20 protein-coding genes are annotated in these 20,284 nt (G+C 38.5%); 8 read left to right on the top strand and 12 right to left on the bottom strand.

The annotated features are described in order from the left end of the window. Positions 1–50: 50 nt before the first annotated feature. From R2800_03495 to R2800_03480, 4 genes are all read right to left on the bottom strand, one after another. On the bottom strand, positions 51–431 hold the full coding sequence (locus R2800_03495) for a hypothetical protein (GenBank protein ID MEZ5016088.1): 381 nt from the start codon (positions 429–431) through the stop codon (positions 51–53). Next, the gene (gene mobF / locus R2800_03490) at positions 415–3,174 is read right to left on the bottom strand and encodes a MobF family relaxase (protein MEZ5016087.1); all 2,760 of its coding nucleotides are present in this window, start codon (positions 3,172–3,174) and stop codon (positions 415–417) included. The genes R2800_03495 and mobF overlap by 17 nt, the downstream gene beginning before the upstream one ends. A 169-nt stretch (positions 3,175–3,343) precedes the next feature. Further along, positions 3,344–3,967 carry a hypothetical protein gene (locus R2800_03485; protein MEZ5016086.1) on the bottom strand — a complete coding sequence of 208 codons (624 nt, stop codon included), beginning with the start codon at positions 3,965–3,967 and terminating at the stop codon, positions 3,344–3,346. Positions 3,968–4,103: 136 nt separating this feature from the next. After that, on the bottom strand, positions 4,104–5,627 hold the full coding sequence (locus R2800_03480; GenBank protein ID MEZ5016085.1) for a TraM recognition domain-containing protein: 1,524 nt from the start codon (positions 5,625–5,627) through the stop codon (positions 4,104–4,106). Positions 5,628–5,777: 150 nt separating this feature from the next. Here R2800_03480 and R2800_03475 point away from each other — a divergent pair, with 150 nt between their 5' ends. Continuing rightward, positions 5,778–6,428, top strand: coding sequence for a hypothetical protein (locus R2800_03475; GenBank protein ID MEZ5016084.1), 651 nt, complete (start codon positions 5,778–5,780; stop codon positions 6,426–6,428). Here the strand turns inward: R2800_03475 and R2800_03470 are convergent. From R2800_03470 to R2800_03445, 6 genes are all read right to left on the bottom strand, one after another. Beyond that, positions 6,425–6,715 (bottom strand): hypothetical protein, encoded by a 291-nt coding sequence (locus R2800_03470; protein MEZ5016083.1) that lies wholly within the window; start codon positions 6,713–6,715, stop codon positions 6,425–6,427. The genes R2800_03475 and R2800_03470 overlap by 4 nt on opposite strands. After that, complete coding sequence (locus R2800_03465) at positions 6,715–6,981, bottom strand: helix-turn-helix domain-containing protein (GenBank protein MEZ5016082.1); 267 nt, start codon at positions 6,979–6,981, stop codon at positions 6,715–6,717. Before R2800_03465 ends, R2800_03470 begins: the two co-directional genes overlap by 1 nt. 194 nt (positions 6,982–7,175) lie before the next feature. Then, complete coding sequence (locus R2800_03460) at positions 7,176–7,397, bottom strand: hypothetical protein (protein MEZ5016081.1); 222 nt, start codon at positions 7,395–7,397, stop codon at positions 7,176–7,178. Positions 7,398–7,537: 140 nt separating this feature from the next. Beyond that, the gene (locus R2800_03455) at positions 7,538–7,756 is read right to left on the bottom strand and encodes a hypothetical protein (GenBank protein MEZ5016080.1); all 219 of its coding nucleotides are present in this window, start codon (positions 7,754–7,756) and stop codon (positions 7,538–7,540) included. Between the two features lie 302 nt (positions 7,757–8,058). Continuing rightward, positions 8,059–8,577, bottom strand: coding sequence for a hypothetical protein (locus R2800_03450; protein MEZ5016079.1), 519 nt, complete (start codon positions 8,575–8,577; stop codon positions 8,059–8,061). Between the two features lie 16 nt (positions 8,578–8,593). After that, on the bottom strand, positions 8,594–9,877 hold the full coding sequence (locus R2800_03445; GenBank protein ID MEZ5016078.1) for a T9SS type A sorting domain-containing protein: 1,284 nt from the start codon (positions 9,875–9,877) through the stop codon (positions 8,594–8,596). A gap of 336 nt (positions 9,878–10,213) precedes the next feature. On the opposite strand from R2800_03445, the gene R2800_03440 reads away from it, so the two are divergent. From R2800_03440 to R2800_03410, 7 genes are all read left to right on the top strand, one after another. Further along, positions 10,214–11,086: an RES domain-containing protein gene (locus tag R2800_03440; protein ID MEZ5016077.1), complete on the top strand. Its 873-nt coding sequence runs from the start codon at positions 10,214–10,216 to the stop codon at positions 11,084–11,086. 1 nt (position 11,087) lies between these two features. Further along, positions 11,088–11,885, top strand: coding sequence for a hypothetical protein (locus tag R2800_03435; GenBank protein MEZ5016076.1), 798 nt, complete (start codon positions 11,088–11,090; stop codon positions 11,883–11,885). 495 nt (positions 11,886–12,380) lie between these two features. Further along, a complete protein-coding gene (locus tag R2800_03430) occupies positions 12,381–13,589 on the top strand; it encodes a site-specific integrase (GenBank protein MEZ5016075.1) in 1,209 nt (402 codons plus the stop codon). Between the two features lie 88 nt (positions 13,590–13,677). Further along, positions 13,678–14,085, top strand: coding sequence for a hypothetical protein (locus R2800_03425; protein MEZ5016074.1), 408 nt, complete (start codon positions 13,678–13,680; stop codon positions 14,083–14,085). A 49-nt stretch (positions 14,086–14,134) separates the two neighbouring features. Continuing rightward, on the top strand, positions 14,135–14,599 hold the full coding sequence (locus R2800_03420) for a hypothetical protein (protein MEZ5016073.1): 465 nt from the start codon (positions 14,135–14,137) through the stop codon (positions 14,597–14,599). 110 nt (positions 14,600–14,709) lie between these two features. Next, positions 14,710–17,115 (top strand): outer membrane beta-barrel family protein, encoded by a 2,406-nt coding sequence (locus tag R2800_03415; protein ID MEZ5016072.1) that lies wholly within the window; start codon positions 14,710–14,712, stop codon positions 17,113–17,115. A gap of 186 nt (positions 17,116–17,301) precedes the next feature. Further along, a complete protein-coding gene (locus R2800_03410; protein ID MEZ5016071.1) occupies positions 17,302–18,039 on the top strand; it encodes a hypothetical protein in 738 nt (245 codons plus the stop codon). A gap of 414 nt (positions 18,040–18,453) precedes the next feature. Here the strand turns inward: R2800_03410 and R2800_03405 are convergent, their stop codons facing one another. After that, positions 18,454–18,834, bottom strand: a complete 381-nt coding sequence (locus tag R2800_03405; protein MEZ5016070.1) for a hypothetical protein — start codon at positions 18,832–18,834, stop codon at positions 18,454–18,456. A 208-nt stretch (positions 18,835–19,042) separates the two neighbouring features. Next, positions 19,043–20,212, bottom strand: coding sequence for a type IV secretion system DNA-binding domain-containing protein (locus R2800_03400; protein MEZ5016069.1), 1,170 nt, complete (start codon positions 20,210–20,212; stop codon positions 19,043–19,045). Positions 20,213–20,284 lie beyond the last annotated feature (72 nt).

Genomic DNA, 20,284 nt, shown 5'->3' with positions numbered 1-20,284 from the left:
TTGAATCAGTACAGGATTTTTAGAATAGCAATAATTTTCTGATATAAAAATCAATCCGTTTTATTTGTCACATCTATTTCCTGAATAACAGGTTTGTTATTTTCTTCCAGCTCGCTATACCTTTTGTCAGCACATCGAATGATCTTACAGGATTGCATCATCAGATCATTATAAAGCGACCCCAACCTTTGTCCTTTCAACGCTACATGATGCGTACTAAATTCTATCAGGATAGAACCCGCACCATTATCCATAATACAAGTAATCAAATAGCTGTAATTAAAGAATTGCATCTTGCCATCCGCCAGAACAAAAGCCAGGTTGCGCACATTGCCACCTGACGGGTATCGGTCAGGGTCACTCGCGCCGTCCTTTTCAGTAGGGTTGTTATCCTTGTATTCGTCAAATTTCAATTCAAAGTCCCGGCTCATAGTCCTCGTATGATTTTGTGATGTTGATAGTCTGTTTCTTTGTTTTGTCCAATTCTATACTTTGTGTATGGTCATTACCTTTCTCTATTTCTTGTAAGCGAACATACTCTAGATGTTTATCCGTGGCAGACCTGACCAATTCCATTGCCCCCGAACGGTCACCCATTTGACTGGCACGGATTAATAACTCTTCGCGGTCATCTGTATAGATATGCACCTTTTCCCTAGCCCTTGAGACGGAGACATAGAACTGTTTTGCGTTGGTAGCTGCAAACGTGGCGACAGGTTGCGCCACAAAGACCTCATCCACCGTTTTACCTTGGGAGGCATGGGAAGTGATGCAATGGGCATGAGTGATATTCCCAAAGTCTTTCGCGACACGGTACAACATTTTGCTTTGCGGGTTTTGAAGCGTAAGCCCATTCTTTTTACTCGCAGAAACGACATTCAACACAACCCCATTATCCATGCGTTTGCGCTCCTTATCAAAACTATTTCTTGTGATCTGCATTTTGTCGCCTTTGGCAACAACAATCTGCTTACGTTCATACACATCAAAATGTTCGGGCTTTGACAAGTCTAGGGTCACTGTTTTGCCTGACTTGTCTTTTAGCAGAACATCATGTTCTTTGATGTCCACTATATCCCAGCGACTGCCTCGTTTAATGCCTTTCTGGTTTTGATTGAACTGTACCACTAATCCTGTTTCCAGATTGCGTGGGTCAGACCGTTCTGCCTGTGTGAACCCTTTGCTTTTGAGCCGTTCGATATCCAATTCACGTTTGCCAATACGACCTGCACGCTTAAGAGATTCTCTAATCGCAATAGTTAATTGCTCTCCCTGTTCATGTGTCGGGGCAATGACCAATACATCCTTACCAGCCTTTACTGCCGTCATATAATCGTCCAGTAATCCGGCATTATTACCAGAGCTGATCTCTTTGATGGCATCAATACTATCTAATTTTCTAAAGCCCGCCGGAATATCCCCCCTGGATAAGTCAGCAACCGCACTCCGATAAACCACATCTTTTTGACGGTAGATTTTGTCCACTTCGGCTACGGATATACCGCCGACCGTATTTAATATCCTCAAAGCATCCCCACGCACGACACTGGCATGCTGGCGGGTATCTCCGCCCAGGATCAGTCGCGCCTTTTGTTTCGTGGCAACCTCCAGCAAGGCGGCCATATCTTTAGTGCCGAGCATTCCCGCTTCATCCACCCATAGCACCTGACCACGCAACTGTTGTTGCAGTTCAGGATTATGAAGTAGTCCGGCAACAGTATCTGCTTTGGCAAAGCCTTCATCCCTTAACACACCCCTTGAAGCCCTGGCTGTAGGGGCTACAACCGTCACCTGTTTGCCTGCTTGCTCCATGAGCTTAACTGCCTCGGTCATCAGGGTGGTTTTGCCAGCCCCAGCAGCACCGCGAACAATAGAGACCATATCTGAAGTGGTCAGTACATGGCGGATAGCCTGTCCTTGCTGTCCTGTCGCCTTGATCTCCGGCACTTCCGCATAAAGTGGGCTGAAGTTGTTTTTGCCACCACGGGCAAGCTGTACCATCCTTTGCTCTTCGCGCAACACTTCTTTGGTCGTACACATGAGCCGTCCACCATCCTCAACCCGGATCAGTTCGGGCAGGGTATTCAATCCATCGGTCACGTCATCAACTGAAACCGCTTTACCGATACTATGTTTTAAAGCAGTCGCTGCCAGTGTATTGAAAGACACCACCGATGCCCTTTCAAAATGATGCAGCATCGTATGATCAATACATTCCTTTAAAACTGTGTTTTTGGTAGATTGTTCTTTTGTTTGTTCAGGGGTAAACCTGACAGGTGGGTTTTGAACGGCCTCTTTACCCTGTTCCAGTTGGATGATCTGTTCTTTCCATTCCGCTTTGAGTTCTTCCATGCTCAAACCATGCTGTTTTTTTGCACGGGTACGCACACCAAGTTCACTTAGTTCTTTGGCATCCGTAATGCCTTTTTCTTTTGCCACGCGCCCGATGGCATCGGTGCGCTTGGAGAACAGGGCGATCACTTCCTGAGGAATACCTTCCACTTCAAAGGCCTTAGCCGTAGGACGTACCTTGTAGCCCAGATCTACCAGTTTATCCGCTAATCGTTTATGAAACCGTGCTTTATAATAAGGTATCTCTTTGTTGATCTCTCTGAACTTTCCAGCTTTAAGCCTTTGTTCTGTTCCGTCCCAGGCAAGGTTAAAAACAAAGCAATGGGCGTGCAGGTGTGGGTCTGGGGCAAAGCCTTCAACAGGCCTTGCCGTCTGGTGTATAAAATCCGCCCATATCAGTTCCCCGGAATCCCTGTCCGATGATACGCCGCCCTTGCGTACCCGCACCTTTGCCTGTGCTTCCATTTCCCTCATGGTTGCCGCTACGCTATGGCGGAACGCGTTAATGATATGATCATCCTTTGCCAGTGCATTCAGAATAGAGACCGATTTAGGCACATGAAAATTGATGTCATAGCCGATCTTCCGTTCCTTTTTGGTACGGGGGGTGAGGGGTTGCCCGGTGAGGGGATGGCGGTTTTCGCACAAGGCAAAGAACGCCTCGCGGGTCACCGCCCCGGTAACACCCAGCCGTTTTGACAGGCGGCCCTGAAAGCTTCCGTTCAGTTCCTGGCCATCAATATAGTAGTCGGCTTTGCTCAAAGCTTCCGTATAATATGCTTTCGCATGTCCTGCAGACATGCTTTGTATCATCCTGATCATCTGCCTCTTTTAGGAGTTTTGTACGTTGTCAAGATTGTCTGTTTTCGATTCGTTGCTGCGTATTAAATCACGCCAGGCTGTGCTAGGTCAGATTTTTTGATTTCGTATAACTCAGTTAAACAATTACTATCAGACTTTTCCCCTAAGCACAGCTTAGGGGGGGGGTGAATCAGGCTAAAACAGTAGCATCCGGGTCGTCATCTTCGTCATCATCATTTTTGAATATATCAGAGATGTTATTGCGTAGGTCATTGTTTGAAGGACGCTTAGGATAGCTTATCGGCACTTCACGTGGAGTTAGTTCCTCACCTTTTGCAAAGCTGGTCGATAGTTCTTCGTTACAAATGATCTCATCTATCCTGTCCATGATATAGTGATCACCTAACCGTGCCTTGAGCAAGTTGCTGACAGAATAGCAGATAGCACAGAACATGATCAGAATGCCTGCTGAACTCGTAAACAGTGCTGCTATAATAAACCCAATGATGAAAGCGAAAGCCGGTTCAACGAATATATCAATAGTTCGATTGGAGAGTGGCTTCCCTTTGACCTTTATTTTCTTGAAGAATGGATAATACTTTCCCGGACTGTAACTGAACTTTGCAAAATCGAAAACAGACGGGGCTTGTCGTATTTGGATATACCGTATGATAGACACAAGTAAGAATAGCACATCGAATGTATATAAGTGAGAGACATTTGCCAGACCTGTACTATCTAAGTAGGGAATGGCAAAATAGATCAATCCTGCAATGAACAGCGCAAGGAGGAAGGAGAAGTATCGTTCGCCCATATCTTTTCTTAGAAAAGGAAGAAGAACGGTTTTGGGTAACTCAAGAAGCTGGATCAGAACATTGACAGACTTGTTCTCAAGTGCGCTGTTTTTGAACACCATTGTGTAATAAAGGTTCTTTTTCATTTAGTGTGGATTATGTTTTTTGATGAATGATTATTTTTCTGTAGTTAAATCCGTTAGAAAATTTCTTGCCCTGTACATGGACATATCCGGTGACCACCCAATTATTATCCGGTCCACCTGTCTTCAGTATGCCGAATATCTCAGGTCTAATGTTCTTTTGTAATCTCGCTGTTACAGTATTGGTATGAGATGTTTTCCCCTCAGTTGTAGAGATGGCTTCAGATTCATCTTTTTGCCATCCTTCACCCATGAGATCAGAAGCATATTTATTGGTTTCTATATCGGCATTAGCATGGAATATCTTGGTGCCTAAGGTGCCTAGGAAGCTCTTGATCTTATACTCGCCATCACGACCACCCATATTGCCAAAATAGTTAGGCAAGTTCTGTGAAATATAGACCGTTGCAATACGACTGCTCCTGGCGGTTGCCTGGTATTCCGCATCATGTTCATGAAGAAAATGCTGCGCTTCATCAGCCCAAAGAAATACAGGTCTGCCATTCTCTTCAATACGTCTGCGCTCCATAGCCCGTTGCCAGATATATTTGAAAATGACCTGGGTATCCTTACCTACCTTGTAGTAATCCTTTACAGGCAGGTTAATAAGAATGATCTTGCCGTTCAGGCTATCTTCCGGTGTGAAATTGGAGTGGTAACGACAGAATAAGGAATAAACGGGGTCGCGTAATAAGCCGTAAAGAAAGCCCACCATGTAAAAGTCAACAATAGAGCGGGTCTTTTCCGCCATATTGCGATAGCTATCTGTGAAGAAGTTATTGATGAAGCCCATAAGCCTTACATCGGGCAGGTGATCAGAGGCGGCTTTGGTAAACTCTGCATTGGTTTTGAAACGATCTAGTTCTTCCTTACTTAAACCTGCTTTCCAGCTATTGACCTGCTCCTGGACTTTGTCCATAGCGATATTGTAAGCTTTACGAAATGCATTATCCGCCTGTTGCTTGGATTCTGTATCAGCGTTATTACCAGTGAAGGTTCTCTTGGGTGCGGATTGGGCGATCTCATAGAGGTCTTGTACGGTCACTCTTCCGTAAGCCAGCAAACATAGATCTACTGTATTGGATAGCAGCATATCTAAAGCCCCCTCCCAAAAGCCATCATCTCCCTTTTTATCCTGTGGCCCATTGCCTGTAGCAATGACTGTTTTGAGTACCTGGACGATATTAGCGGTAAATGATTTGCCTGATACGGTGGATTCATATTCGAGGAAGTTAAAGTAATATCCTGCGCCAGGCTCTACAATGATCAGGTCTTGTTGCCTGTCTGCAATACGACAATATTTTTGCCAGAGTGCTTTTTCTTCATGCTTGGCAGTGAGGACTAAACCTCCAAACCCATTGGAGAGATATTGAAGGGCTATGGTCTTTCCTGAACCGGATGTTTTCCCTGAACCGATCCCGCCAAATATCTGAACTCCTTCTACGGCATTACGGGTTGTCCAGTGAGACCTATAGTCAGGTGTAGAGAAATCTATCAAAACGGTATCTAATACCGACGGTGATTGTTTATGTGTCACGATCTTCAATTAAGAATAAAATCGAGCGTAATAATAATAAGTCTTTTAATAAAAGAATCCCGTGAATAATACCCTCCGGGTGCTGCATTTAATACCCGCTTTTCAGGTCAACTATTTTTCTTATTCTAGCGCGGAAAACTATGATGAACTATGGCCAGACAAATGCCAAAGGACATGCAGGAACTGTTGGGCAAACTGCATGATCCCGATACTATCAGGTCTATCCAGGGCAGGTGGAATGAGTATGTGGCTACCAATGAACAATATGAGCAAAACTACCCTCAGCAATTTGCCCACCAGGTAGAAGGCAACCTGAAGTTCAAAGAGCAGAAATCCATTCCGACACCGGCTGAACAGATGGCTATGTTTGAGGATATGCTCAGAGAAGAAATTGAAGAGCATTTGGATGAAAAGGAACTACAAGGGAAGGACGAAGTCTATGAGCTGCATGAAAACAAGAATATTGGCACACCTAAACCTGACCTTCCTAATGGCAGGGCGGAAAAAGTCACCGACTTTAAATTGAATTTTGAGGATAGAGGGTTAAGAGACAGCCCTGTTTCTGAAGACAAGACCAATGATATGGACAGGTCTCAGGAACTCAATGTGATCTGGTTGCAGGATTACAAAGATCAGAAAGCCAAAGAAGCACAAGAGCCTGTTCAGGACACACCTAAACAAGAACCACAGCCTGACAAACCTTATGAGCTAAACCTGACCTTTGGCAGGTTAGAGGAACCGGATAAATCTGATCAGACGTTAGAGCCTGAGGAACCTGGCATGGAACCCGAAGAGGGCTAGTCTTTTTCTATGCCCAGGTCTGGGTTGTCTTTATCCATGTTTTTTTCCTGTTGGGGAGTGTCTTCTCCGGGAAGTGGTTTCATCCATGATATGGAGAGTACTTGATCTCGTTCTTTCTCGTATTCCTTACCTCCTGCGATAAATCCGGAAGCGCGTTCTGATGATATATCTTTGAAAGAACGGGCGAGGCTGTCGGCAAGTTCGGGATTGTGTTGCTTGAGCAGATAGCCTTCATTAAACCCTTTGAGGTAGTTGGGATGTACCTCTTGTTCAAATTCTTGTTCCATTAAAATGTTTCTTTTGCGTGTTGTTCAAGGTATGCATTGATACTTTCTCGGTCATACAAGATGATCCGTTTCTCAGGTTGTGAGAACCTTATCTTTCCTTCATCTCGTATTTTCTGGAGTGTTGTTCTGGACTTGATGTTCAGCAGACGCATGGCTTCCTGTTGGTCAACCCATTTATCAGTATGTTGCTGAGTACTCTTTAATCGTTCGACCACTTCTTCCAGTAAAGTATAAAATGCCTGTTCCTCAAGGCAGATAACTTGCATGATTTAAAAGTTGTTGCCATCAAATATAAGCAATCAGAGGAAATAACCGAAGTTATCAACTACAATGAAAAAGGCAATCTGAATATGGGTTAGTGCAATAATTCTAGTCACCATGAGAATTTAAAACGAATAAGACTGATATTAATTTAAAAGAGTAAGTCCTAACTTTCGAATACAGAACAATTTTTTAATAATTATTCTAATTCACAACTGCCACCAAAAGCATTCGCATTTTTATTGAGAACAAAACAAGAATCTATCTGCTCGGAACGTTCTAGAGCTTTAAGATTGAATTCTTTTTTGTCACCGCTCACATAGTCACAATAACAGACACCAGCATCTTTCTTTTTACAGCTTTGTAGCACTGTAACACTAGCTATCAATATTAAAATCGCAGTATATATTCTGTGTGTCATGACGTTTGCTTTATTTAATAACAGTTAACACATACAAAATGTTTATTCATTGCCCTGCATTGCTGTAAATACTACCTTAAAATCAGAGATGCCGATATATTGATGGTTATATTAACTCTGCTTATAACTAAGAAGATAAGTTAAAACGAAAACCTATCATTCTTTATGTCGGGTATATTGTGGCTATCAAGCCATGTCTTAAAAGCTTCGGGATTGTCAGGCATAAAATTGACACTCTGCCCCTTGCCTTTCAACGCCACAGTGAATAAACCTAAAGCTGGTGAATATAAGTATTTAGAAATTTCACTGGCTTTATATTCAAAGCCGTCAAAGTGTTCACTGGTGTTATTCTGCTTCATCCTTTTATTTTGGGCTGCAAAGATAAGTGAACTGGCTAATATATAATACCGTTAAAACACCCTATTTAAGGCAAGAGGAAAAAGGCTAATCTGCCTTACCCCTCTTAGTATGTTTAACTGGCTGTGCTTCAAATTCCGATGCTTCATATTTAGCTCGGTGCGTTCCGTCCTACCGTTCCCCGCAAGCTGGGGATTCATTCGTCCTACACTTTACCAACCCAAATAAAAAAGCCCGCCCAAGATTAGGCGAGCCCTTATAAACCTTATTCACCATGAAAACATTTCTTATTTGTGTTCTCTTTTTATAATCTCTGATAGTAAAAAATCAGAACCCCTTGATTACTTGCACTGAAGTAGTATGTGCCCCGCACTTTGAAGGTGTTATCATCTTCGATAAAAAATGCGAATGGAGCTGAACCAGATGAGGGGTAAATCGTTGGCGCATCTGATGACGAATAATACAAAGATGCAGGGTCACCACTAACTTTCCAATCTTTCTCTGTGTATAGAAGTCCTTTTGTACATGTATCAACGCCTTCGTCTTTTATATATTTCCTGTTTTCTAAAAAAGTATACACGTCATCTTTCCTACAATCTTTCACACCCTCATAGACACCTTGCAATGTCGTATGGTCATAATTGCTGTCGACAATGGTCTTGAGTCTCCATTTTCCTAGTAGGTATTTTTCATTATCATTTAGTGTAGACTGGTTGTTATTATTGCTTCCGTTGTTGTTGGCGGGTTCTGTCTTATTCTTAGAACAAGAAATTAAAAATATAGAAAGGCTGATTGTTGCAACAAGTAATGATGCATATTTCATGTTTGTAGTCTTTTATTTAGTGAGTAATAATAATTTGTTGTGATATTCCTGTGTTGAGATTGCGGATGACATACAGCCCGTCAAGTATTTCAGTGACATCTATCACATGGTTATATAAACCACCTGAATACGGCTCATGCCGCCAGAAACGCATCTGTTTGCCGCTAGCATCGTAAATAGCAAATTCAAGCAGTTCTTTGCTTTGAGGCACTATCATTTGAATTTGAATAGTGGATGAAGCGGGATTGGGGAATATCTTTAAATTACGATTACTCGATATACGCTCTATCCCTGATGGCAATGAGCCGTAATGTCTGAACATCATATATGGATAACCGTCTAAATATTCAAATTGTGACGATTGTGCGTTCCAGACATCAATCAGGGTGAGGGTTAGCAGATTATGTGTATTATAGCTGTATCGTTCCCGAAACTGGTTCTCGAATTTACTTTGAGATTTTAGATAGCCCTGCTGAATATTGGATAGTCGGTTGTGGTTATTATCGTAGCTATAAATGTTTCGCTGGCTCGGCACCCAACTTGTGTAATAGTCAAATATCGTCAGCGTATCGTTATTATTGTTTGCATCATAGTGATATACTTCTAATGTAGTAGTATCCCATGAGGATAGATGATATTGCTCTGTCAAGATACTATCAGGCTCATTGCTGTTATAGCTTATGGCTGTCCTGCTTATATCTTCCCAGCTACTTGTGGTCGGCCACCACCATTGCGTGAGTTCCCCTGTCATCTTCCCATTTGTATAAGTATAGGTACTCATGGAATCATTGCGCCAGTTATTATTTCCTATATCCCATATCTCTCGAAGATAGGATGTCCTGTTCCCTTGCGCATCATAGGTGTAACTCAACCTGTTTTCCCAATACCACCCGCTTGTAGAGTTGCTTTTGTAAGTACGAGAAGTGATACGGTCATTTGCGTCATAAACGTAATCATAGATTGCCGATGTATCCAGTCCTGTCGGTTCTATATAGCCCAAGATATGTTTGATAATATTCCCTTTGCTATCAAAGAGGTTGATACCCTTTTGGAAAGCTTCATACTGGTTCGTAGAAGAATTTAAAGTCCAGTAGGTGTATTCATCCGCCCCAAACCCCTCAAAATAAGGGTTGTAATTGGATTGTCGTGTCCCTTGGTAAGAATAAGTGAATGAGTCCACATAAGCAGTAGATTGTGTCGCCCCATCATAAACATGAATAGTGCTGGCGCTAATTGGGTCTTGCGCGTACAGAGGTTGGCAAAAGGTTAGCAACATGAGTGCTACCAAAAGTTTTTTCATTGTGTGCATTCTGATAATTTTTAAATGTGACTGTGCAGGAAATAGTTAGGCGTGGTACTCAAACACCTCAATCCTGGTACTTGCAATACCCCTCCGAGAATGAATAAGCCCACGCCATGTTGGCGCGTCTTACATCATTTTTCTCGGAGTTTGAACGTTGCAAGTTTCGGATTGAGAAAAAGCTGAAGACAGCTATATATGTTTATGTAGTCACACTTAAATTACGTCATGCACAAAATTTGATTAGATACAAATCTACAAAATATTAACTTCGTTTAAGTCAAAAATATTGATCGAACTGGGGTAGAACAGACTCTCCAGTAATACTAAATAGAATTGGAATTAGAAACGTTTAAAGATCAGGTTTGGGAGTTAGCAAAAAATGGTGCCACTCAACAAGAATTGGAAGATTTTGTTGGTATGTTCTACAGTCATAAACCCATTTCCTACTATGAAATTGAAGCTGGTAGGTTTATAGCAAGGGGACGTTACAACGAGAATGGCGAAATATTCTGTAATAAGGATCAACTTTCATATATCAAAGATGACTTATCTAAAGTAAAGCCGGGTAGGGCTAATTTCTCTGGTCAGCCTGTATTTTACGCTGCCATTCCGCATGATAGTACCTATTCTAATACAATCTCTACCATTATGATGGAGGTCGCATTAAACTCTATCCATAATTTTCAGACAAGCAGAGAATATTTTACGGTAGGAAGATGGCGTGTAAAAAAGCCCCTAACCGTAGCCGTATTGCCTTTTTCTGCAACCAACCTGGACAGAAACCCGTCAATGTCTGCTATGCGGGAATACTATAATAACTACCTTATAAAACAGTTTGGTCATCATCCGGCTAATCAATACTTCCTTGATAGCCTTGAATATATTTCTGATCTTTTCTGTCGCTATGATAACCGGGATATATCCTATCAAATATGTGCCGCATTCTTTAATGCGATCTGCAAGATGTTTAGCAAGGATAATACTGCCATTGATGGTATAGTTTACCCCAGTGCCAATACTTACAATGCAGGCATCAATATCGCATTAAATACAAAGTCAGTAGATGAAAAGCTGGAACTTGATTGGGTTCAGATGATCGCAATGCAACGCAACCCATCCAACCCATATGACCTGTTTTTTGGTCATGCAAGTGATGAACAGTTTCCTGATGTAAGTGGTAACTTTTGCTTTAAAAATGTTTTCTAATATGGGAGAGCTGGATGATATAAATACGATCTTATTATGTGATGAAACAAAGTTTTATCTGAAAAATGGTGATGTCGAAGACGCAATATTCTATTTCGGTATAAGCGTCCCTAAAGACTTAGTGGCATTCGTCAATAAAGACTTTAAAGATGCTCTTGATCAGGTAAGGGTGAAAAAGTTGGTTTTTCACGCGACTGAAATATTCCGCCCAAAACGCCCACGTGAAAAATTGATCGAAGCCCTCACGCAAATAATTATCAAATACCGGTTACAGTGTTTTTGTTTTAAATATCCTAAGAATCTTCTGTTTAATGCAAGCAAGAATCTGAGTTACCTGAATAACGATATTATTGATTTCAACAAAGATGAGTTCCAAGCATTGTTCTATTTTGTGACCACACTCAACACATATATAAGGGATGAAAAGCCTGCATTATTGAAACAGAAAATCCAAATGTACTTTGATAGAAATGTATATGGCCTACAAGATGATATAGAAGGCTTTAAATTTTCAAGAGAAGATTTCTTATTAAAGCAAATGACATTTGTTGAGAAAAGTAAGATTGGACTACTTGCCTTGCCAGATTTCTTTGGTTTTATATTCAGGAAAGCAAAAATAAGCAACAACCGTTTTGAAATGGGCGATAAGTCACTGGAGCATTCTAAGTTATCTGTTTACTCATATTATTCATTGCTACAAATTAATTCCGCTAGATTGTTCCATTTTGTAGACATAGACAAATATATAGATGCTATAGACTATCTTCTAGGATTAAAAATAGACTATAAGAACATCTGATTTATCATTTTTAAGTCTATGGACTAATCGTTGACATTATAATTGAAAGGATTTTTGGCGGTGATGTTTTTTCATGGGAGAGCAAAAACCTTTTCAGATAAAGAATGTACGACCCCGACATGGCAAAGTTCAAATCAAAACTGAAATTGAAACTGTCTAAGATCAGGTGTAATAGTGCTATTTGCAGCACATTCTGTTGGGTATATCTCCATTTGTACCTATAAAAATGGTGCTTTTTGTTTTCGAATTGTTTTCGAAAACAAAAAGCCTTTCGAGGCTTGCGACCTGAAAGGCTTGTCTGTTCTAGTAGCGAGAGAGGGAGTTGAACCCTCGACCTCAGGGTTATGAATCCTAAGTATACTAGTTTCAACTGTACTCAAATGGTCTACAAGTATTGATTTTACTGTATTTATATAAATAATAAAGAACAACATAATACAGATAAATTCAAAAATGTTTTAGTATTGTTTTAGTAAAATTTCGTATTTTTATTATGTGGCAAGCGTTAAAGCAATACTATGGAATGAACAAAATAAAGATGGACTCTATCCAATCACTATACGTGTAATTAAGGATAGGAAACCTTCCTATGTCTATATCGGTCATTATATCGAAAAGAAGTATTGGGATGCTGATAACCAAAAAGTAAAAAAGTCTCACCCTCTATCTCGTAAACTAAATACACTTATTCAAAAAACAGTATATGACGCTCATGAAAAATTATTGGAGCTTGAACTAAATGATAGTGGGAGCACTTCACATAGTGTCACTAAAAAGGTACGTTCTCGTAATAAGAACTCATTTTTTGCCCAGGCTCAGGTGTATATTGATAACAAAAGAGCTAATAAGAAATACAATCAAGTGGTTTCTGACGAACCCCGCATTAAACATTTTAAAGAGTTTTTAAAAGGTGTTGATATTTCCTTCAAGGATATTACTGTTCCCTTGCTAAAAAAGTACCGTGCCTACCTTAAAGGCTCTCGGAATGTGAGTGAAAGAACTATTATTAATCACTTAATTGTTATTCGTACCATATTTAACCAAGCTATTGAGGCTGGTATTGTGGAACAGAAACACTACCCTTTTGGAAAAAATAAGATACAGATAAAATTCCCAGATTCTCTAAAAGTTGGATTAACACGTGAAGAAGTACAACGACTTGAAAATGTTGAATTAATCGACAAGAAATTACATCACGCACGCAACTTATGGCTTTTTGCCTTCTATTTTGCAGGTATGCGTATTTCGGATGTATTACTCCTTAAATGGTCTGATTTTCATAGTGATAGACTCCACTACTCTATGGGTAAAAATACCAAAGCTGGTTCTTTAAAGTTGTCTGATAAAGTGATTAAGATACTGGCTGAGTATAAAAGAGAGCAACCTAAACACGACTTAGTCTTTCCAGACTTAGAAGTAGTAACTAATATCAACGACCAATATGATGTACAACGTAAAACATCTTATGCTACTAAGCGTTTAAATAAGGCACTTAAAGCTGTAGCGGAATCAGCTAATATTAATACCGATCTAACGATGCACATTGCTCGTCATACTTTCGGTAATCTTTCAGGTGATAAAATACCAATCCAAATGCTTCAAAAGCTATACAGACACTCTTCTTTAACAACAACAATCGGCTATCAATCTAATTTTATACATAAAGATGCTGACGATGCACTGGATGCTGTTATTGGGACATAAAACAGATTAACAACACTTTCACATAGTTTTAATACATTTTGCTGGTTAAAATATATTTACATCGAAATTTGATTTAACTTTGTTATTAGTGCAAAAAGTAATAGTGCTCTTTTTAATGATGCTTTTAAGCATAGGCTATATAGCGCAACCAACAATGGATATGCGCTCTGTATATTTATGCAAAATGTATGAGCACTGTAGTATAGAAGACCCCGATATTACGCCATTAGATTTTGTATTTGAGCACCTACTCAATTTGGAAGAAATTGAGCAGCTTTTTGAGGGTGATGAAGAGGAAGAAGAAGGAGAATTACCGCATCAGCCATTCCAAATCACACAGTCATCATCACAATATGTAGTTGCAATCCCTAGAACGCTACAAGTTAGCCTCCTCCCTTTCATAGAAATAACTGACAGAGTTGACTACCCTGCTAATAAGAATAATTTCTACCACTACAATTACAATACAGATATTTTCCGTCCTCCTATTGTTTAGTTTTTTATCTGAATAGAAATATTTTTTTAATGAATTAAACATTTTAATAATGAGAACAGCAATTATATTGTTGTTGGTTACCGTGTTATGCGTAACAACAACACATGCCCAAAATATTCCAAATAATATAAAAGGGGCATTTATGAAATTACATCCTAATGCAAAAGGAGTAAAATGGGAAAATGAAGATGGCAAGTATGAAGCCACCTACAAGCAAGATGGACACAAAATATCTATCTTATTCAACTCCAATGCAACTGTCGAAGAAACAGAAACTTCAATTTCTGTAAAAGACTTGCCAACAAAAGCATTAAAATATGCGAGTGCTAAAGGTGAGATTGAAGAGGCTGCTAAAACAGTTTCCTCTGATGGAACAATTACGTATGAAGCAGAGGTAGATGATACCGACCTCATATTTGATGCTAATGGTAATTTCATAAAAAGTAAAAAGAACAAGGAAGATAATCACGACCATGAGGAAGAGGACGATAGTCATGAAGATGATGAAGACTAATCTTTCTTAAATAAGCATTGTCCAGAATATTCTGGACAATGCTTTTATTACTATCCTTTTGAGAATAGTAATACATCTATGTTCAACATTTAAAGAAAAATTAAACAAAAATGAAACAGTTTATAATAACTGTACTCCTTTCAATAGTGAGTATATATACATATGCCCAAACAGGTGATATTACAGTCTCTGGGCAAATCAAAGAACAAAAAACAGATGCAGTAGTATCGTACTCAAACGTAATACTTAAAACAGAAAAAGACAGTGCTTTTGTAGCTGGTGCCTTAACCGATGAGGAGGGCAGGTTTTCTTTAAACAATATTCAAAGTGGTGAATATTTCATAGAGGTGAAGTATCTAGGATTTATACCCAAAAAGACACCTCTTCTTGTAGGACGATTAAGCAAATACCTTGATGCAGGTACTATCTATTTAACAGAAAACCAACAAGCATTAGACGAAGTAGTAATAATTACTAAAAGAGATGCTGTATCAGGAAAAATGGATAAGAAAACATTTAGCATCACTGACAATATCACACAAACAGGAGGCTCTGTATTAGATGCAATGAAAAATCTACCTAGTGTAACAGTACAAGAAAACAAAGTTCAAATACGAGGCAGTGATAAAGTGATGGTATTAATAGATGGGAAACAAACAGCACTAACAGGGTTTGGAACACAATCAGGATTAGACAATATTCCAGCGTCTGCTATTGAAAAAATAGAAATTATTAATAATCCCTCTTCTAAATACGATGCAAATGGAAATGCAGGGATTATCAATATTATTTATAAAAAGGAGCAGAAAGATGGGTTTAATGGGAAAGTTGGTGTAACTGGTGGGCTTGGTGCATTATGGATTAAAAAAGGAAACTACCCTACTATACGACCACAATATCAATACACGCCAAAGATCAATCCATCGTTATCTATAAACTATAGAAAGAAAAAGACAAATATCTTTTTGCAAGCTGACAACCTTTATACTCAAACACTCAATAAAAACGAATTTGTTGAAAGACGCTATGATGATGGCACAATAATAAAACAACAAAGTAAAAGAAACCGGAACACAAATATTATTACAGCCAAAACTGGGCTTGACTGGTATGCAGATGATAAAAACATTGTCACCATTTCAGGACTCTTTAGTAGTGAGAAAATAATAGACAGAGGCGACCAACCATTTTTCAATAATGACCTATCACAAAGATTACGTCTTTGGACGTTTATAGAAGACGAACTAAAAACTACTGCAACAGCATCGGCATCTTGGGAACATAAGTTTAAACAAGCTGGGCGAACAGTGCGCACCTCGTTAAACTATACATATCATAGAGAAAATGAGCAGTACTTCTTTACAAATATTTTACCTACATATACAGGTCTCGATTCTTTTAAACTCATATCTGACGAGCAGGTAGCTGATATAAATATTGACTATACACAACCTCTAAAATATGGACGTTTTGAAACTGGTCTAAAGTTTCGTTATAGATATATCCCTGTAAATATGCAGTTTATACCAGGTCTTAATTCCCCACTAGATGTAAATGCAGGAGGTTGGGCAAACTATTCTGAGACAATACCTGCTGTATATGGAAATTATGTTTTTGAAAGCAAAAAACTTGAGGTTGAAGCGGGAGTTAGAGTTGAGTATGTAGGTATACAGTATGATGTAAACCCAAATCACAACACGTATACAAGTGACGGTTACAACTACATCCAGCCTTTCCCTAACCTCAGATTTACATACAAAATGAATGACTACAATAAACTATCCCTGTTTTATAACAGAAGAGTAGACCGCCCTAATGAAGTAGATATTAGAATATTTCCTAAATATGATGATGCAGAGATAGTAAAAGTCGGCAATCCTGCGTTACGTCCTCAATTCACTAATACTGTTGAACTTGGATATAAAAGGAATTGGGCAGGTGGATATATATACACATCTGCATATCACAAGATGATGAATGCGACTATTACTCGCATTTCAACAATAGTTCCGAATAACACAATAATTTATAACGTATTTCAAAATGCTGGAAAAAGTTACAATACAGGAATAGAGATGCTCCTATCAAAAGATATTGAGAAATGGGCAACTTTAAGTCTAAATTTGAATGGATATAAAAACACTATTGAGTCTTATTCTGTTATAAACAGATATCCTCAATTAGATACATTTACTGCTCCTAAACAAGAAATAACATCAGGTAATATTAAATTCAATGGCACGCTACATTTACCTAGAAAAATTGATGGACAAATTACAGCAATATATTTAGCCCCTGATATTATTCCACAGGGTAAAATTGCATCACGTTTTTCAATTGACTTAGGTATAAAAAAGACTATTCAAAAAGGTAAAGGAGAATTGTTTATTAATGCCACTGATATTGCAAACACACTGAGAATAAAGAAAGATATTCAAAGTGATGGCTTTAGATATACAAGTACTGATTATTACGAAACACAGGTAATACGTTTCGGTTATAATTATAAATTTTAATACTTAAATGATGAAAACATTCATAAGTAATGTATCAAATGAAACTTCCTTGATTAAGGAGAGCGTAATGTGTAACTCAAGTAGATTTTTTTATTGACAGGAATTTGAAAAAAACATAATGAAATTATGAACGTTATATTACATATGGCAATTTAATTTTCGTACACAACTATAAAAAATTGAAAAATGATTAATCAAAATAAAGTTATACGAGTAACAGTATTTTTTTGGATTATGAAAATACTGGCTACAACTTTAGGAGAAACCCTTGGTGACTTATTGTCAATGACATTTAACTTAGGCTATTTAGTAAGTTTAGGAATCACTGCCACATTCTTCCTCGTTGTATTATTCATACAACTTAAAACTAAACAACTTTACCCATACTTATATTGGGTAGTAATTGTAAGTACGACAACAGTTGGAACTGAAATATCTGATTTTATGGATAGAACATTAGGTCTTGGATATTTATACGGCTCACTAATATTATTAACATTACTCTTATCAACTCTAATAATTTGGTATAAAAATGACAAAAAGCTAACTGTATATCCTATTTATCTCTTAAAAATTGAAGTATTATATTGGGTAGCAGTATTATTTTCAAACAGCTTAGGAACAGCGTTTGGGGACTTTTTAAGTGACAATATAGGATTAAGTTACCTAACAAGTGCTTTAGCAACAGCTGGGGTTATTGTAATAGTATTCTTAGTTCATCAATTTGCAAAAGTAAATCAAGTGTTATTATTCTGGATTGCCTTTATATTCACTCGTCCATTTGGCGCAACATTTGGTGACTTATTAACAAAACCACTAGCAAAAGGGGGACTGGATTTAGGCACACTACCTGCAACATTGGTGACGGCAACTATATTATCGTTATTTATTCTATATACACATAAGAAACAACTTAGTGAATAATATGGTTAAAATATGAAAATACCCTTTGCATATCTATTCTGCAAAGGGTATTTTATGAAACATTATTAAACTACAATATCTAGTATTTTATCGTCTAAGACAGAAACCTTATCATTCAGTAATACTTCTAAATGGTCTTTTAATAAAGTCACTAGGTTAGTATTCCCTATTTGAAACTTGTGTCCCTGACTGGACATTATTTTGCCTTGAGCAACAAATTCCGTGTGAGCATGACCACCATTTCAATTGATTATCAACGCATTTAGGGGTCAATTATACTGATAAATGGTGCTCAAGGCTTGTGAGATTTTCCACGTTATGTACAAAATATTAGCTTGAAGGAGTTGTTTACACTTATCTTACTAAACAAAAAGCCCTCCAAGAGTTACTTGGAGGGCTTAAAGCTATACTTCATTACATCTTAAATCCCATTATCTCATCATCCAAAGCCGATACTTTATCATTCAGTAATACTTCCAAGTGGTCTTTTAGTAAGGTCACTAGGTTAGTATTCCCTGTCTGAAACTTGTGTCCCTGACTATCACTAATAACTAATACACAGCTATCATCACTTCCGAAGTTGAAGGAACGTAAACCATGTAAGGTAGTTATCGTCCTATGTCTCTTCTCAGTCAATGACTTTAATTCATCTACCTTCTGTATTCGCTCTTCAAGAGTTAGTGGTTTAGCCTCTTGTTTGGCAGTAGGTACTGGCTTAGTCTGTGGAACTTGTACTTTAGGTGCTTTAGTATCTACACCATTTCTTTGATTCTTCTTTACTGCTGTTGTACTCATAACTTTTCTTTTTGTGTCTGTTTTTAGACGATTAAATAATATGTTTACCGGAATGAGCTCTTTTCCGAAGCGATGTAAAGGAGAAGTGTGGCAAGGAGACAAATAGGAATATGGAATAGCATTGTTTGCCTCTGTAGTAAACGAACCTAGTTTAGTGTAGGAAAAGGTGTAAGTGACAGGAGATGTATTGTTTGGGTAGACACAAAGATTATGCAACAGGCGGTAAGGTAGTGGCACTAAATGGTTGTGAAGTAGTGCCGTCTATCATGAGTTTTAAGTAAATGTGGTAACGAGGGAGATTAACAAAGTCTTGTTCTTTAAACACTGGATAAAATTCTTTAGCCAAATATTCTGCATCAGTAGCTCCTACTCTAAAGACTATGATACTACCAACATTACCAAATATGGCATTTCTAATCGGTTCTTCTAATTGCTCTATGTATTGATGGGCTATATGTAGTGTCAATTTGAACTTAAAGCACTCTGCCAACATATTACAGATGACGGAATTAATATACACGTGTATTTCATCTGCATAGAGGTTAAAGGGGATGCGTTCTGTTCTTGGCTGATTAGCTCGTGCTAGTGCCGTATTCTGCATAGCAGTGATTAGCATACCTCCTAATATAGCTGTGGTTTCTTCTCCTAATTCTCCTTTTGAGAGGTTACAAATGAGGATTTTACGAGTATCCATAATGGTTTTAATGTTAAGCGTGTTTGTCTGATGGCCTAACACTCGTCTTAGAGGTTCACTAGCTCGCAATACTCCCATTTTATTGAGTATCGGTGCTATTACTTCTGCTCTAAACTTTGGGGTATAGGTATCAAATTCTTGTTCCCAAAAGGCACAGATATGCTCATCGGTTAAATAGTTGAGTACATGGACTCTAAACTCTCTTTTTGTGAGCAGTGTATGTATATCTAGTAGTGTGGCTAGTGGGTAGTTAAGCAGTGTAAGTATGGAGTAACGTAGTATATATTCCATTCTGACGCCCCAACTATCTGCCCATATCTTTTTAAAGGAAGCTATAAGTCCTGATGTGACGATATGGTGCAGTTGTTTTGGTACATCATGTAGAGGATTAAAGAATACGTCACTTTTTGTATCTACAGGATTGAAATATATGAGGTCTTGTTTTCGATGATTAGGTATGTGGGAGATAATGTTTGCTGCTAGTTCTGCATGAGGGTCTAATACAGCTACTCCCTCCCCTTTTGTTATATCATCTAATGCCATGTTATGTAGTAAAGTAGTTTTTCCCGAGCCCGATGAACCTAAAAAATATAAGTGTCTCTGTTTATCAGATGACTTAATACCAAACTTCTGATTTGCATTTCTATAGTTCGTTATGCCTATGGGAGTAAAGTCTTCATGCATGTATAGAGCATAACTTTGTATTACTACTTCATATAGACAAGAAATAATGTTACAAATACAAAGATTACCTGT

The sequence above is a fragment of the Flavipsychrobacter sp. genome (assembly GCA_041392855.1).
GTDB lineage: Bacteria > Bacteroidota > Bacteroidia > Chitinophagales > Chitinophagaceae > UBA5543.
Note: the sequence above shows the minus strand (reverse complement) of the source record. Positions and strands in the feature narration are given on the sequence as shown.

Coding starts and splice junctions, on each gene's coding strand:
- R2800_03495 (MEZ5016088.1), bottom strand. CDS start 431: ATGAGCCGGGACTTTGAATTGAAATTTGACGAATACAAGGATAACAAC.
- mobF (MEZ5016087.1), bottom strand. CDS start 3,174: ATGATCAGGATGATACAAAGCATGTCTGCAGGACATGCGAAAGCATAT.
- R2800_03485 (MEZ5016086.1), bottom strand. CDS start 3,967: ATGGGCGAACGATACTTCTCCTTCCTCCTTGCGCTGTTCATTGCAGGA.
- R2800_03475 (MEZ5016084.1), top strand. CDS start 5,778: ATGGCCAGACAAATGCCAAAGGACATGCAGGAACTGTTGGGCAAACTG.
- R2800_03470 (MEZ5016083.1), bottom strand. CDS start 6,715: ATGGAACAAGAATTTGAACAAGAGGTACATCCCAACTACCTCAAAGGG.
- R2800_03465 (MEZ5016082.1), bottom strand. CDS start 6,981: ATGCAAGTTATCTGCCTTGAGGAACAGGCATTTTATACTTTACTGGAA.
- R2800_03460 (MEZ5016081.1), bottom strand. CDS start 7,397: ATGACACACAGAATATATACTGCGATTTTAATATTGATAGCTAGTGTT.
- R2800_03455 (MEZ5016080.1), bottom strand. CDS start 7,756: ATGAAGCAGAATAACACCAGTGAACACTTTGACGGCTTTGAATATAAA.
- R2800_03450 (MEZ5016079.1), bottom strand. CDS start 8,577: ATGAAATATGCATCATTACTTGTTGCAACAATCAGCCTTTCTATATTT.
- R2800_03445 (MEZ5016078.1), bottom strand. CDS start 9,877: ATGAAAAAACTTTTGGTAGCACTCATGTTGCTAACCTTTTGCCAACCT.
- R2800_03435 (MEZ5016076.1), top strand. CDS start 11,088: ATGGGAGAGCTGGATGATATAAATACGATCTTATTATGTGATGAAACA.
- R2800_03420 (MEZ5016073.1), top strand. CDS start 14,135: ATGAGAACAGCAATTATATTGTTGTTGGTTACCGTGTTATGCGTAACA.
- R2800_03415 (MEZ5016072.1), top strand. CDS start 14,710: ATGAAACAGTTTATAATAACTGTACTCCTTTCAATAGTGAGTATATAT.
- R2800_03410 (MEZ5016071.1), top strand. CDS start 17,302: ATGATTAATCAAAATAAAGTTATACGAGTAACAGTATTTTTTTGGATT.
- R2800_03405 (MEZ5016070.1), bottom strand. CDS start 18,834: ATGAGTACAACAGCAGTAAAGAAGAATCAAAGAAATGGTGTAGATACT.
- R2800_03400 (MEZ5016069.1), bottom strand. CDS start 20,212: ATGCATGAAGACTTTACTCCCATAGGCATAACGAACTATAGAAATGCA.